Source organism: Helicobacter sp. (genome assembly GCF_029067145.1).
In the GTDB taxonomy this organism is placed as follows: domain Bacteria; phylum Campylobacterota; class Campylobacteria; order Campylobacterales; family Helicobacteraceae; genus Helicobacter_D.
Genome location: NZ_JAIEFA010000039.1, coordinates 1 through 14,690, shown reverse-complemented (window position 1 = coordinate 14,690; position 14,690 = coordinate 1). Strand labels below are relative to the sequence as shown.

The 14,690-nt window shown below is 38.7% G+C and carries 11 protein-coding genes and 1 tRNA gene; 2 read left to right on the top strand and 10 right to left on the bottom strand.

Annotation, left to right across the window (positions count from 1 at the left end; translation table 11 throughout):
- Positions 1–61: 61 nt before the first annotated feature.
- From K2N75_RS04415 to panC, 10 genes are all read right to left on the bottom strand, one after another.
- Positions 62–1,348, bottom strand: coding sequence for an MFS transporter (locus K2N75_RS04415; RefSeq protein ID WP_297679734.1), 1,287 nt, complete (start codon positions 1,346–1,348; stop codon positions 62–64).
- Positions 1,349–1,438: 90 nt separating this feature from the next.
- Positions 1,439–2,062 carry an HAD family hydrolase gene (locus K2N75_RS04410; RefSeq protein ID WP_297679733.1) on the bottom strand — a complete coding sequence of 208 codons (624 nt, stop codon included), beginning with the start codon at positions 2,060–2,062 and terminating at the stop codon, positions 1,439–1,441.
- A 32-nt stretch (positions 2,063–2,094) separates the two neighbouring features.
- Entirely contained in the window at positions 2,095–3,558 is a 1,464-nt protein-coding gene (locus K2N75_RS04405) for a class I SAM-dependent methyltransferase (protein ID WP_297679732.1), read from the bottom strand.
- A 9-nt stretch (positions 3,559–3,567) separates the two neighbouring features.
- Entirely contained in the window at positions 3,568–4,722 is a 1,155-nt protein-coding gene (locus tag K2N75_RS04400) for a glycosyltransferase (protein ID WP_297679731.1), read from the bottom strand.
- Between the two features lie 9 nt (positions 4,723–4,731).
- Positions 4,732–5,940, bottom strand: a complete 1,209-nt coding sequence (locus K2N75_RS04395) for a glycosyltransferase (RefSeq protein WP_297679730.1) — start codon at positions 5,938–5,940, stop codon at positions 4,732–4,734.
- Positions 5,941–5,943: 3 nt separating this feature from the next.
- Entirely contained in the window at positions 5,944–6,939 is a 996-nt protein-coding gene (locus K2N75_RS04390; protein ID WP_297679729.1) for a glycosyltransferase family 2 protein, read from the bottom strand.
- Between the two features lie 241 nt (positions 6,940–7,180).
- On the bottom strand, positions 7,181–9,700 hold the full coding sequence (locus tag K2N75_RS04385) for a molybdopterin guanine dinucleotide-containing S/N-oxide reductase (RefSeq protein WP_297679728.1): 2,520 nt from the start codon (positions 9,698–9,700) through the stop codon (positions 7,181–7,183).
- Positions 9,697–10,275, bottom strand: coding sequence for a cytochrome C (locus tag K2N75_RS04380; protein WP_297679727.1), 579 nt, complete (start codon positions 10,273–10,275; stop codon positions 9,697–9,699). The genes K2N75_RS04385 and K2N75_RS04380 overlap by 4 nt, the downstream gene beginning before the upstream one ends.
- 129 nt (positions 10,276–10,404) lie before the next feature.
- On the bottom strand, positions 10,405–12,093 hold the full coding sequence (locus K2N75_RS04375) for an ABC transporter ATP-binding protein (protein ID WP_297679726.1): 1,689 nt from the start codon (positions 12,091–12,093) through the stop codon (positions 10,405–10,407).
- A gap of 87 nt (positions 12,094–12,180) precedes the next feature.
- Entirely contained in the window at positions 12,181–13,026 is an 846-nt protein-coding gene (panC, locus tag K2N75_RS04370) for a pantoate--beta-alanine ligase (protein WP_297679725.1), read from the bottom strand.
- A gap of 123 nt (positions 13,027–13,149) precedes the next feature.
- On the opposite strand from panC, the gene K2N75_RS04365 reads away from it, so the two are divergent.
- Positions 13,150–14,082: a hypothetical protein gene (locus K2N75_RS04365; protein ID WP_297679724.1), complete on the top strand. Its 933-nt coding sequence runs from the start codon at positions 13,150–13,152 to the stop codon at positions 14,080–14,082.
- Between the two features lie 106 nt (positions 14,083–14,188).
- Positions 14,189–14,264: transfer RNA gene (locus tag K2N75_RS04360), tRNA-Phe, on the top strand.
- The last annotated feature ends 426 nt before the right edge of the window (positions 14,265–14,690 follow it).

The following is a 14,690-nucleotide window of genomic DNA, read 5'->3' as shown; positions in this document are numbered from 1 at the left end:
ATAATAATTCTTTACTTTTAATCGCAACATTCTAGCATAAAAGCGTGAGGCAAATGTGAATTTATTGCAAAGAATCCTGATTGGTATTTTTTTCATAATTTTTTCCCAAAAATACGCCCAATATGCCCCAAACAAAAGAAATCGCAGCACCGCACAAAAGCACGCACACAATTCCTACGCTTGCAAGCAGACTTTCTGCTTGAGCCGAGAGAGCATCTCCTCCACGATACACAACCGCGTCAAGGAAGTTTTTGACTTTGTATTTAGAATCCGCGTCCAGTGGCACAAAGAGCATTTCGCGTCCGGGCTTTACAAGCGCGTATTCGCCTACGCGGCGGATACTCATCAAGATTGCCAAAGGCAAAAACGCGGGGTGCGTGAAGCTAAGGACGATGAATCCTAGCGCAATGACAAAGCCAAGTGTGCTTAAAAGGTAAGTAATGCCTAAAAACTTCGCGATTTTTGCGGTTAAAAAGATTTGGATAAATAGGGCTGAAATTTGCACGATAAGGTCAATGTTTGCAAATGCTGCGATTCTTGCCTCACGCGTGGGGAAAATCTCACGCACGATTCTTGCTTGTTCCATATACAAAAAGGTAGAAACGCTTGTGAGCAAAAGGATAAAGGCACAGAGTGCAAGCAGATATTTGGAAGCGATGATGAGCTTGAAGCCGATAAAAGGATTCTTTGAGCCAATCACTTGATTGAATCTCTCCAACGATTCCGTATTTTCAAAGTGTTTTAACTCGCGTAAAATGAGGTTCTTTAGCACAATACCCACAACAAGCAAAGTGATGGAGAGAAATACGAGATTTGCCACACCAAAATTTGCCACTAAAATTCTTGTGCTAGCTGCCCCTGCAATACTCCCAAGACTTGCTCCTGCGGAGATAATGCCAAAAAGTCTCGTGCTTGCCTCCTTGCTAAATACATCAGCAAGCAAGCTCCACGCAGAGGAGAAAGCAAAGAGATTAAAGACGCTAATCCACACATAAAATATGCGAGAAAGCCAAATAAATTCAGGAGTATGGGGTGTAAAAACTTGCATTAACGCATAAAAAATCAGCAGATTGAGCGCAAAAAAGATAAAGACGCAATCGGCGTAGAATCGCCGCTTGATTTTAGTGCTAAGCCACATTAGGAGCAAGGACGCAAGGATACAAGCGATAAAAGTCGCCAAAAAGAGCCATTTTAGCTCCTTCTGTCCTCCCTCTAGCCCTAAAGCATCGCGCATAGGGCGCAGAATCGCATAGGAGCTAAAGAGCATAAAGATAAACCCACAAGAAAGAGCTAGAATCTTAAATTCTCCGTCTTTAAGGCTAAAGAGTTTGTAGATAAGTGCGTGCAACTTCAATCCTTGATTATAAAGAGATTCTGTAATTATAAAGCATTACACTTGGTGTCTGTCAAGGGGGAAAGCATAAAAAAGATAAAAGCTTCAATCCTCGTATTCTTTCAATTTCTCTAGCAATTCTTCTGCACTAGCAAATTCATTATCTTTTAGCGCATTTGCTCCCCATTTGGCTTGCAGATAAGGAATCTTTGCATTTTTTGCTGCTCCCTCGTCTTTGAGGCAATTCCCAACAAATACGGACTTGGCAAAGGGAGCATTTCGCAAAATAAGATAAATCATCATCGGATTGGGTTTGGATTCTATTGTATCGTTTGTGCCGAGGATAGAATCAAAATACTGATTTATTTTATGCCTTTGTAAAATCGGCTTTAACCCTTGTTGTGGAGCATTGGAAGCAAGGGCTAGAAAGTAATTTCTTTTTTTGCAAGCTTGCAGCATTTCGTGCACCCCCTCAAACAAAACTGCGCCTTGCTCGTAATACTTGCTAAAATAAGATTCAAAGCCAACTTTGTAGCTTTTATGTGGAAAATTCTCAATACCATAAAAGATTTCTGCGCAATTAAGATTTGGCGTATGAATTGCACGCTGCATCGTTTCTTGCGGAAGTGCAGGGAGATTCCTATCCGCCCTAATTGCATTAATGGCTTCATAAATCGCATTTTCACTATCTAGCAATGTCCCATCCATATCAAAAATAACATTTAACATTCATTCCTCCATAAACTCATATCCATTTCTCTTTAATCCAAAATTCCCAACACTTGATAAAGCAGAATCTCTCTTAAGAATCGTTCCACCAAATTTTCCAAAGATTCTTTGGGTAAATTTGGAATCTCGCACCTTACAAATTCTGCTAGCGATTCTTTGTTGCAGTTTCCTTGAATATAACCTTTTAGGCAATTCCAAGTTATCGCGTCTAAAAAAATTCCCCCACCAATGCTTGCAGAGGCGAGAAAAAGCCCCACATTTTTAGGCTTTTGCGAGAAAAGCACTTGATTATGGGATTTTGCTTGTGTTGAGATTCTGTATGAGTATGCTTGTGCGGGGTGTAAGAATCCTTGCGTCATCATCGCACAAACAATAGGCAACAAAAACTCCATTTCAAGTCCAAAGTTTTGCACAAGACTTTGCAGAGTTTTTGGTTGGTAAGAATCTTTGGCAAAAAAATCTAAAATTTTTTGACAGAGGGCTTGAAATTCTAGTGGTGCTTCAGGAGGATTTTGGAATCCAAAGGGAGATTTTAACAGCACAAAAGGAGTTTGCAAAAGTCGCTTTGTGCGCTCCTGCTGCGTCAGATTCCTTTTGCCTCGCACAAAGCAATCCATTCTAAAGGATTCGTTAATCCAATAATCTTTAAGTTGTTCTTGTAAGATAGAATCCCCAGCCTTTGCCAATAATGCTTGTTGCTGTGTGCTAAAGGTTTGCGGGTCAAAATGCCACATTAGCTTCGCGCTTGTGCTAAATTCACACGATATTTGGCGCATAGATTCTGCCATTTGGCTAAAAAACAAGCAATGCCAATCTTTGTTAAAAAACTCGTGGCATAAATAATTGATTTCTCTTGTTTGCAATTCTTGATAAATCTCTTGTATGCGAGGATTTTGCTGTGCATAAAGCGAGGAGGAAGCAAAAAAATCTTTTGCCCAAGAAATCGTTTGTTGGATTCTTTCTTTTTGATTGCCACTTGCATTGCTTTCATAGATTTTTAGCAAGTGTCGCAAGGAATATTTCCCCTCCCAACCCGGAAAAACATTGTAACTTACATAAACGACCCCCCCCCAATCTAAACAATAGTTAATAATTTTTAAAATAACCTCTTGATTTTCTCGCGACACCCAGCTCCAAACGCCGTGTAAAATAATATAATCAAACTTACGATTCTCTTGCAATAATCGCTTGTAAAACTCCAAAAAGTCCTCTTCATATACTTGCGCGCAACTTTGTGAAGCGGTAATAAATTCTTGCGCGTGTTGGCAATGTGCAGGAATAAAATCATTCCCCATAAACTCTCCCTCACTGCAACTTGCGTGAAGTGTAAAGCTGTTTCCCAACCCAAATCCTAGCTCAAGATAGCGGAATTTTCCTTGCGGTTTTGGACATTCCACCCCCGCTAAAGTCAAAGAAAAATCTATCCATAGAGGATTAAGCGCAGGAATAAAGTCATCTACATATTCTAGCTCGGTAGCGTATCCATAGGATTCCATTGTGTTTCCTTATTCAAAAACCCATTGCTTATAACGCGGTAGTTGTGATTCTATGGCAAATTTACGCGCTTGAGACTGGAGAATCTCTAAAGAGAAAAAATGGGGTTGCGCATAAATAAAGCGCATAGCCTCGCTAAAAGCCTCTTTGTCATTAAGAGGGACAAGAATGCCTCCCTTGCAGACTTCACAATGTTTTTGGCTATCTATAAACTCGCCTAGTGGCTCTAAAATCTCTTTGGGCGCACAATTCGTCGTAAGAAGTGGAATCCCAAGTGCGAGGGATTCTACAAGCACATTAGGAAAGCCCTCGTGATTGGAGGCAAAGACGAAGCAGTCCGCAACACTCAAAGGTGCGTAAGGATTTGGAGTGCGTCCAAGCAAATGCACACAAGATTCTAAACCCAAGTTTAGAATCTGCGCCTCTAACTCGCCTCTTTTCTCTCCTTCGCCTAGAATAAACAAATCCGCCTTGTCTTTAAAATCTTGCATACACTCTATAAGCAAGCGATGATTTTTGCCGCCATCTAGGCGTCCAATACTGACAAAAGCGAATTTTCCGCGCGCCTTGCTTGCCAAAATTTGTTCCTTTAATGCAGAATCCTCGCGACTTTGTGCATTGATTTTATTTAAATCAAAGAAGTTTAAAAGTAAGGTGATTTTGTCTCGCGTGATTCCAAAATTTTCTACTAAGTCCGCGAGATTCTGCGGAGAATTTGCACTGATTTTGTCTGCTTTGTTGTAAAGCAATGCAATCAGCTTGCGATTTATCGTAGAAGCGAGATTGGAATAACCATATTGTCTGCTTGGATAGCTTCGCTCGCAAATCAAGATTTTAGGGCTTTTGCGTGTTAATTTACACAACATTCCCGCCAGAATATTAATATAGTTTGGGCGCGTCATCAAAGAAAGTGAAATCTCACAATCTTTCATCACCTGATAATATTTTAACGCAAGCAAAGGAAGTTTAAGGAGTTTTTTAAGCCCGCTTTCTGTGGTGCGATTCTGCCCTAAAATGATTTTTTGCACATTGAGTGGATAATGCTGAATGTCCTCTAGCAAAACGAGCGTAATAGCATATTCCTTTGCCAGATTCTCCAATAAAAGTGAGGTAATGCGCTCCGCTCCTCCTGCTCCCAAAGAATAAAGCAAAACCACAAGTTTCATCGTAGTAACTTAATCCTTTGGAGATTTCGTCTCATTGTTGTTGTGCAATTCTACTTTTAAAATTTCTACACTAACAGATTGCGCAAGAGAAGTTAGAATCTTTAAAGTTGTGCCAACCATAGAATCTACGCTAAATTTTTCTACAATTTGCGCGCGCGATTGTGCTTTAAGGGATTCTAACTTGTCTGAATGCTGCAAGGCATAGAGGGATTTTAGGCATTCTAATGCACTTTTATCATCTTTTGAAGGAAAAAGAAATGTATAGGAATCTTGCCCAAAATCCGCGATAACTTTGCTCTCACCCACATCACTGACGATTGGCACACAACCACACGCCATTCCCTCTGCAATAGAATTTGAAAAACTTTCTGTATAAGAAGTAGAAAGGATACAATCAAAAAGCGGATAATAGGCTTCCACATCATTTTTTGCCCCCAAAAACAATACATTGCGTTGTGCGTCCCCTAGAATCTTTAGGCAATCTTTTAAGATTCTTTCTTCGCATTTTCCAAGCGTGATGAAAGTAACCTCTACGCCTTGTTGTGCTTTGGAATATTCTATCATTTCCTTTGCAATGCGTGCAAAAAGCGGATAATCTTTGACTTTATCCATTCGTGCGACGATTCCAAAAACAAATGCGTCCTCTTGGATTCCAAGTTCTTTTTTGAATCTTATACTCTCTCTAGGGTGAAATCGCCTCGTATCCACTCCATTATAAACTACCAATGCCTTTTTCATATAGTAGCCCTTTTTTTGATAAAAGCTAAGTGCGTCATAGGAATTGCAAAGAATCGCGTCGGCAAAACGACTTAAGAATTTCTGCGTATAAAAATACAGCTTAGAAGCAAGGGTGAGATTGTTTAAATCTATTGCACTTGAACGGAATCCAAAAACTACTTTTGCGCCCAAAAATGCACCACAAATAAGGCTAAAAATATTCATTTCGGGCATAAAGGCATAAATACAATCAGGTCGGAAATCTTTGAGGACTTTGCGATAACGCAACAAAAATCCAATGTCCTTGCGCCCTTTTTTGTGCAAACAAATATGAGGGATTTTTGTAATCTCGTATTCTAAGCGTCCGCCACTATAAAGCGTGCAAAGGCGCAAATCTACTTCCGAATGTTTCGCGAGTTCTTGTGCAAGAAGAACCCATTGTCTTTCTGCTCCACCGAAATTTAAAGACCTAATTGCTAGTAAGATTTTAATTTTTTTCATTGATTATTTCTCTACTCTCTGACGAATTTTTAGTTTTGGCAAGAAAGAAACAGGCAAAAAAAGACAAGCAAAAACCTGCAATGCAAGCCAGTTTGGATAGATTGCTAGACTTTGTAGAATCTTTTTAAATGCCTTTTTGCGATTCCCTCCTTGTCTGTAAAGTAATGCCGCTGTCGCACAGAGTTTCGCCAAGTGCGCGGGACAATATTTCAAACGTTCTTTATAAAAAAGCAAAATATCTTGCTCATAGTTTTTTACCATTTCCAAAGGCTTATATTTCAAGCTTTGCGTGAGCGATTCTGCGTGGATTCTGTAAAACTTCAGAGGCTTATGGATATAATAACAGGGTCTTTGCTTGTGCAGTTTAAGCCACAAAAGCCCCATATTACCTCTTTGCAAATTTTCATTAAATCTCCTCTGTCCAAGCAGTTTGCGCTCAAATAAAGTTACAAACTCCCCGTCTAAACTCCCCGCAAGCACTTCTTGAAAGCTAATTTCGCGTGATTCATCTAGCCCTTGCCCCGAGAGAAATCCATCATCACTCCTTGTGCAATTGGCAATGATAATGCCATATTGTTTATCAAAGCGCAAATAGGCTTCTACCATTTGCGAAATAGCTTCTTTAAACAACAAATCATCATCATCTAAAAGTAACAAAAGTTCGCCGCTCGCATAATCCAATCCATTGTTGCGATTCCCTGCGCTTCCACGTGTTCTTGCATTGCGCACAACTTTGATATTTGGATTATCTCTTGCGTATTCGCTTGCAATGCTAAAGGTATTGTCCTCCGAACCATCATCACTCACGATAATTTCTAAGTTAGGGTAATCTTGGTCTAAAATGCTTTCAATGGATTCTGTAAAAAAATATTCACGATTGTAAGTCGTCAAAATCACGCTAACTTTTGGAAAATTTGGGTTATCTGGAATCTCGCTAAGGAGTTTTTCGCTAAATTCTTGTGGTAAGTCTTTGATGCTAAATTCTTTGAAATTTTCCATTACCCAATCTCCTTTTTATTTGCAATATCGGCTAAAAACACCAAAGCACAACATTTACCTTTGCTATTTTACACTTTTTTCCGAATTTTAATTTTACCAAAAGCATATTTTAATTTTGTTAAGAAATCACGAGAGTTAAAGCAAGGAATCTAAAAAAGTAAGCCAATCAACGCAGCGTGCGAAAGAATTTTAAACCACAATGACAAGCAAATATCGGCTTGGCATTGTGGGAGATTCTAAATTAAGCTTTGATTTTTGGCTCACTAAATGCGCTTACTTCAGGCAATTCTCCTGTGTATTTTTCAAGATTTACCAAGCTTGTATGCGCAATATTACCATTTGCTAGTTTTGAAGTTGGAATGTCCATAGTTAGAACATTTGCATTGCCATATTTGCACAATCCCTTGTCATTTGGGTCATACCACCCTCCCTCACATAGCCTCACGACACCTTCTAAGATGTCATTGCTTACTACTGCGCCAGCTAAAACTTCTCCTCGTTTGTTAAAAACACGCACTACATCGCCATTTTTAATACCTAGATTCTTTGCGTCTTTTGTGTTTATCAAAATCGGCTCTCTACCTTTTACCGCATAGCTTTCGCGCAAGGCTGTGTGGCACATTTGCGAGTGCAACCTATCTGCAGGGTGATTGCTAAGTAAGTGAAAAGGCGCACTTTTGTTTGCATTGCCTAACCATTCTATTGGCTCAAACCACATTGGGTGTGCTTTACAATCCTCGTATTTATATTTTGCAATCGTGTTAGAGTATATTTCAATTTTGCCTGATTCTGTGCCAAGCGCATTCAAAATAGGATCTTCTAAAAAGTCTGCGAATCGCACATAATCTTCACTCTCTAATGTAGAAGCAAAGGTAATAGGCTTGTTTTTCTCCCAAAATTCATCAAAGTTTGGCATTGGCGTAGCAAACTCACTGCCATAAGATTGTGTTTGTCGCAAGGCACTTTCGTAATATTCTTTGATAAAGTCTTTCGCGCTTTTGCCATTCTCGGTGTAGGCATTATACACTTTCTCGCCATATTCCTTGCACAAATCAGAGAAAATCACATAATCATCACGACTTTCCCCGATAGGCTCTACTGCTTGTTTCATCGGCACGATTTGCATATTAGAATAATCCCCTGCCATCGTCAAGTCGTCTCTTTCATAAGAGCTTGTTGCGGGCATTACGATGTCTGCCATTTTTGCCGTTGGCGTCCAATAGATTTCATTTACAACGATTGTGCGAGGTTTGCGCCACGCTTTGACATTGGTATTTGTATCTTGATGATGCACGAGAGGATTCCCTCCAGCCCAATAAATAAAATCAATCTTTGGATAAGTGATTTTTGCGCCGTTGTGGTCTATTGTTTTGCCCGGATTCAAAAGTGCGTCCGCAATTCTAGCAAGCGGGAAAGAATAGCTCGCGGCATTTTGTAGCCATTCTGCACCTCCTTGCGCTGCTCCGGCTTTTGGCATACCGACAAATTTACCATTTTTCCAGATTCCAACAGCTCCGGCACTCATTCCCCCAATCACGCCACCTTTGCAAGTAGGCACTCCGCCGCCACTATAATGATAGCTAAGACCGAATCCCCCGCCTTTTGTGCCGATTTGTCCTATCATAGAACAAAGAGTAACAAGCATCCAGTGTGGCTGTTCCCCGTGATGCGCCCTTTGCATTCCCCAACCGCTCATTATCATTGTTGGATTATCGTAGAATTGCTCCGCTAGGCTTGCAATTACATTGGCAGGGATTCCACAAATTTCACTTGCCCATTGAGTATTTTTGACTACATTATCACTTTTGCCTTCTAAATATTCTTTAAATTGCTCAAATCCGGTCGTGTAGTTTTCTAAAAACTCATAATTTACTTTATTTTTCGCAATCAGATGACTAGCCATTCCCAACATCATTGCTACATCGGTATTTGGTTTAGGAGCAATCCATTCTGCTTTTAAGAACTTCGCAGTTTCTGTTTTGACAGGGTCAATGCAAATGACCTTAATCTTACTTTTTTGCAGTTTTTCAAAATATTCTATTCCCTTTTGTTCGTTTGCAGTCCAAGAGATTCTTAGTGTATTAAGAGGGTCTGCACCCCAAATCACGATGACTTTAGAATATTTTAAGAGATTTTCCCAAGAAGTTTGTTGCTCATAAACTTCCAAAGAACCCACAACATAAGGCATAATCACCTGCGAAGCACCTGTGGAATAATCCCCGCTCACGCCCACAAATCCGCCAGTAATATTCAAAAATCTATGCAACAAGATTCGGCAGTTTTGCATATTTCCGCTTGATTTCCACCCATAACTTCCGCCAAAGATAGCTTGCGTGCCTTTCTTTTCTCTTGTTTTTTTAAGCTCCTTTGCAATGAGTTTGATTGCCTCTTCATAACTCACACGCACAAACTCGTCCTTGCCTCTAAGCTCTGGCTTAGGATTATCGGGATTCTCTAGGTAGCTTTTGCGCACATAAGGATATTTGACGCGTGATTTATACACCATATCCGCAGTATGATACCATAGCGGATTGTCTGTTTTGGTTAGCTTGTCATAAGGCTCGCTTTTAATGATTTTGCCATTTTTGATTGTGAGATTTAATACGCCCCAATGTGCCGCAGTGAGCACTTTGCCATTTTGCACTAAACCACTTTTTGCGGCTTTGTCTTGCATTTCTTTTGTGAAGCTGATATTTGGAATCAATGGCAATGCCCCAAGAGCCGCGCCAATTTTTAAAAACTTTCTCCTACCTAAACTCATTTTATTCCTCCTTTAAAATCTTTTGCGTTTTTTTGCAAATATTCTATTACAAGCCAATGGTCTTTTTTGTCAATCCCTGTTCTGCTCACCATTCCGCGAAAAGTCGCTGCCCACTGATTGACGTTAAACTCATTTTCTTTATGCAATGCGTGGCAGATTCCACAATTTTGGCTAAACAGCTCCTTTGCTCTTAACATCATCGTTTGGTTTTCGCTTGCAAACTTTCCTTTTTCCACCCAAGCTTCAAGATTGACGAAGCCCCATTTGCCTCCCTTGCTAGCAACTTTTTTGGAAAATTTCAATGGAGTATCCTTAGAAAAAGCCGCTACGATAATGCGCTGAAAGTCATTAAAATAAATCACTGATGGGGATTGTGGATTGACATAGCCACGGATACGAATCTTTGACCGATTCCCTTCTGTTTGCAGAATCTCAAAGGGATTCGTGGGCAACAATCTGCCCGCTGCCTTTGTATCGTCCTTGCCAAGATAGATGGATAACACTTCTTCGCTATAAAACTCCTTACAATGCAACAACGAAGCCACCATAAAAAACAAAAAAACCACTCTCCTCATTTTTTCTCCTTATCTTAATTGGCTGAAAATTATATAACTTTTCGCTATATAGATTCAAATATATAAATGAGGTTGGGACTTAATGGAATCCTAGAATTTCCACTTGCCGCATTAAGCGCAATCCAAAGCTTACGCTAGCTTCAAAGTGCCATTTTGTAGACGATAGATAGAATCGCAATGCTCAATCGTGCTTAAGCGGTGTGCGATGATAAGCAAAGTTTTATCCTTTGCAATCTTGTAAATTTCTTCCATAATTTTTGCTTCCACTTCTGTGTCTAGCGCGCTTGTGGCTTCATCTAGCACAAGTATTTCGGGATTCCCATAGAGTGCGCGTGCAATCGCGATGCGTTGTTTTTGTCCCCCGCTTAATGCGATTCCACCATCTCCTACTTGCGTTTCTAAACCCTCTTTGGTTTGCAAAAACTCATAAATCTTTGCGCTTTTGAGGCAGGCGATAATTTTTTCTTCGTCTAATTCTCTCCCAAAAGCCACATTATCTGCAACACTTCCAGCAAACAAATAAACATTTTGTGGAATATATCCTATCTTTTTGCGCCAACTTTTTAGGTTTGTTTTCTCTAGTTTAACATCATCTATCCAAATTTCACCATTTTGAGGGCAAAGCAAGCCAATGATGCAATCCACTAAAGTGCTTTTTCCGCTTCCAGATTCCCCGATAAATGCGACTTTTTCTCCCTTGTGAATCCTAAGATTAATTTCTTGCAACACGCGTTTTTGTTGATAGCCAAAAGAAAGTTTTTCTAGTCTAATTTCTCGTGCAAATTGAACTTCCTCTTCCCCTAAATCTTGGGTTTGCATTTTTAAGTCTTGATAGATGATTTCTAAAGAGCGAAAATTAAAAAGAATCTTATTGTAAGAATCCAAAATACGATTGATAGAGGGCAAAAGGCGATAAAGTGCTAACACATACATAGACAATAAGGGTAAATAACTTGTTACATTGTTGGGGTTTTGAATCAACAAATATAATACGACAAGAATCATCATACAAAAGCCAAGTGCTTCCAAACTCAAGCGCGGAATATGAAAAAAAGTTTGATTTTTGATATTTGCCGATGAATATCCCTCTAAAGAGCTTGAAAAATTTTGCCAAATGGAGGCAGAATCGCTTTGAAGTTTGATGATTTTATAATTCCCAAAGCTTGAGCTAAGTGTTTCAAAAAAGGTTTTTTGGTGCGATTCCTTTTCTCGCCCCTGTTTTTTGATTTTTAATGCAATCAGCCGCGCCAAAAGGAATCCCAAAACCACTAAGATAAGGGTCAAGCCAAGTGTAATTTTGAAATCCACAAACAATAAAGTGCCATAAATTAAAAGCACAACAAAAACTTCGGAAGTCATAAACAAAAAAGCGGCAAGCAAAATCGTAAAATTATGCGCTTCTGTTGTAATAGTTTTTGTTAAATGGCTTGTGTTTTTGGTGATGAAATCCTCATAATTAATGCCCAAATAATTCCTAAACAATCTCTCCACAATCAAATGATAGCGTCCAAAGGTAAAGCGCGCTAAGAGGTGTTGATAGAGGAGATTAATCAAACTACGAAATACATAAAATACCAATAAAACAACGCCAAAACACAAAACAAATGTATAAGGAGAATCAAAATGCAAAAAATGATAAACAAAGGCAAAATAAGTTTTGCTTTCAATCAAGCTAAAATCGCTTGCCACAGCAATGAAAGGAGCGATTGCAGAGATTCCAATAAGTTCAATTAAAGACACCAGCAAAGAGAGTAACAGCATTCCATAAATGTAATGTTGGTCGTGGTGTGATAGGATAAATCTAAGCTTTGAAAACATAACCTAAAGACTTTAAAGAATAAATGGCATTATTTTACCGATTTGTGCCTTAAAGAGCAGAATCTTAAATAAGGCAAAATCAAAAAATCAAAACCATAAATTATCCAACAAGCGAACCCCTTCAATTCGCACTACAATGAGAATCAAAGTAGAATCTTTTTGGATTTGCTCTATCTCTTGTAGTTCGTGATTGACAATTACAAGATATTCTACCTCTAATCCCTCTAACACCTCTAAAGCGATTCTTTTTAACTCACAAGAATCCTTAATGCCGCGCATAATTGCTTTGGTTATCGCGTTTAAAGAGGCTGAAATTCGCAAAGCCTGTGTAATTCCACTTGCGCTCAAATAAGCGTTGCGTGAGCTTAATGCCAGTCCCTCTTCGTTGCGAACAATAGGACAGGGCACAATCTCTAAAGGTAAAAATAAATCCTGCACCATTTTTTGAATGATGAGTAATTGTTGCGCGTCCTTGCGCCCAAAAAACGCCTTGTTGGGACGCACAAGATTGAAAAGCTTTAAAACAACTTGCAGCACGCCATTAAAGTGCCCTTGTCGTGTTTTGCCCTCTAGCACATTTGCCATTGCCGCTGGGGCGTTAAAGGTGGTTTGCAAGGTGGAATCTAGCGGATACATTTGAGCGATTTCTGGCATAAAGACAATCTCTACACCTGCTTTAGCGCAAATATGCAAATCAGCGTCTTTTTTGCGAGGATATTGATTGAAATCCTCATTTTCTCCAAATTGTGTTGGATTGACAAAAATAGAAACAATCGTGCAATCACAGGTGGCAAGACTTGCTTCTATTAGGGATAAATGTCCTTTGTGTAAAGCCCCCATTGTCGGAACCAAGCCGATTGTTTTTTGAGGATTTTGAGATTTGAATTGACAAATAAAGGTGCGCAAATCTTGCGTGGTAGTGAATATTTGCATACGATTCCTTTAAATTTCTAGGAAATGAAGCGCGAATTATGCGATGAGAGAGTTAAAAAATAAATAAAAAACATAGAAATATGCTAAAATCTTAATAAAAATTTATTCTAAGAAGGTTATGATGTGCCATCACAAAAACTAAAAGAATTGGTCAAGATTTCTGATTGGGATTTTTTGGGTTTAAGCGAAAAAATCATTTCATCTTATACCAAGCCCGGAGATAAAGTGATTCTGCCTTATATGAGTGCAGATAACTTTGTATTTGAAATAGCAATTAATGAGCGTCAATGTTTAATTTATGATAACAATCCGTTGGTAAGAATTAATTTTGAAGCCGACTTTTTTTATCCAAGTTTAGCTGGAATCAAAAGCCGCTTGAGTGAAATTAAGGTAGTAGGCGATTTTCCAGATTGTGGAGTGAAAAAATTTCTTCACCCTAGAACCTATAATGAAGCAATGGCGATTCGTTTATTTTTAGATGGTGAGCCAAAAGATGCGATTAATCTATGGATTAAATGCTTAAGCGCAGAAGCACTTAAAATGCCAAAAACAAGCAAGGGAGAGCTAGAAGAGCTTGAATACATTGACATAAAAGACTTTATCCTAAAAAAATATAAAATTATTTTTAGTGAAGTGGATCCTATGAGGCTTTTGCTTTTGCACAAATCTGCTCCAGAATTTTTGCACGATGAAAAAGAGCTAGATGAGATTCTAAAAGGAACAAAAGTAAAATTAGCGCATTATGCCCCATATCGCTTCAATGTGCGCGAATATTTTAGTAAAAACCTATTAAAAATGTGGTTTCACAATATCAGTAAAGAACAATTAATGACGGCTTTTGTAGAAGACGAAACGGCTTGGAATCTCCGCTGTAAAAAAGATTTTTTATCTTTACACAAAAGATTGGGGAGCGGAGGAATGATTTTGGTAGAAAAGGCAAATGAATATGTAATTGAGGAATTTTTTAAGCTTGCGTTTTTCTATGGTTATGAAAATGTGCGTGCATTTTGTAATACAAAAGGTGTGCAAGCCTATTTGATGAAAAAATTAGGATAATTTTATTATAATTTCGTGATAAATTATATCAGCAGATTCTATGTTGGATTTAAAATTTAAGTTATTATTAAAAATTTTAAGATAGAATTATAATTTCGCTTTAAATGGCTCGATAGCTCAGTCGGTAGAGCAGGAGACTGAAAATCTCCGTGTCGGTGGTTCGATTCCGCCTCGAGCCACCACTTATTGCTTTTAGGCTTCCCACATTATATTTTTAGCTTTATTTTTATCAAAATTTGCAAATTTTTATTTTAATTTTATAATTTATGAGTAGAATTGCAATCGCACTTTTTAGTGTAATGTTTCTTCATTGCGGATATCCCCCCCGTCCGCGAAGAACATTTAGTATAAAATTAAATGTTTAAACCCAACTAGCCAATCCTTTTTTGGATTGGTTTTTATATTTGCCTCCATTTAGATTCCACATTTTTTTATTTTTTGTAATGCAAAATCTATGATAGTAAAAGTATTCAAGGGCAAGGTTCATATTGTGGATTTGTAGGTGTAGAGGGCATTTCTAACTATAAAATGCAGAATTTATCCCCCCCCCCAAACAAACTTTATATTTCCCTTTCCTTTGTGGAACTCCACAAGGACAAGGAATAAAG

Coding starts and splice junctions, on each gene's coding strand:
- K2N75_RS04410 (WP_297679733.1), bottom strand. CDS start 2,062: ATGTTAAATGTTATTTTTGATATGGATGGGACATTGCTAGATAGTGAA.
- K2N75_RS04405 (WP_297679732.1), bottom strand. CDS start 3,558: ATGGAATCCTATGGATACGCTACCGAGCTAGAATATGTAGATGACTTT.
- K2N75_RS04400 (WP_297679731.1), bottom strand. CDS start 4,722: ATGAAACTTGTGGTTTTGCTTTATTCTTTGGGAGCAGGAGGAGCGGAG.
- K2N75_RS04395 (WP_297679730.1), bottom strand. CDS start 5,940: ATGAAAAAAATTAAAATCTTACTAGCAATTAGGTCTTTAAATTTCGGT.
- K2N75_RS04390 (WP_297679729.1), bottom strand. CDS start 6,939: ATGGAAAATTTCAAAGAATTTAGCATCAAAGACTTACCACAAGAATTT.
- K2N75_RS04385 (WP_297679728.1), bottom strand. CDS start 9,700: ATGAGTTTAGGTAGGAGAAAGTTTTTAAAAATTGGCGCGGCTCTTGGG.
- K2N75_RS04380 (WP_297679727.1), bottom strand. CDS start 10,275: ATGAGGAGAGTGGTTTTTTTGTTTTTTATGGTGGCTTCGTTGTTGCAT.
- K2N75_RS04375 (WP_297679726.1), bottom strand. CDS start 12,093: ATGTTTTCAAAGCTTAGATTTATCCTATCACACCACGACCAACATTAC.
- panC (WP_297679725.1), bottom strand. CDS start 13,026: ATGCAAATATTCACTACCACGCAAGATTTGCGCACCTTTATTTGTCAA.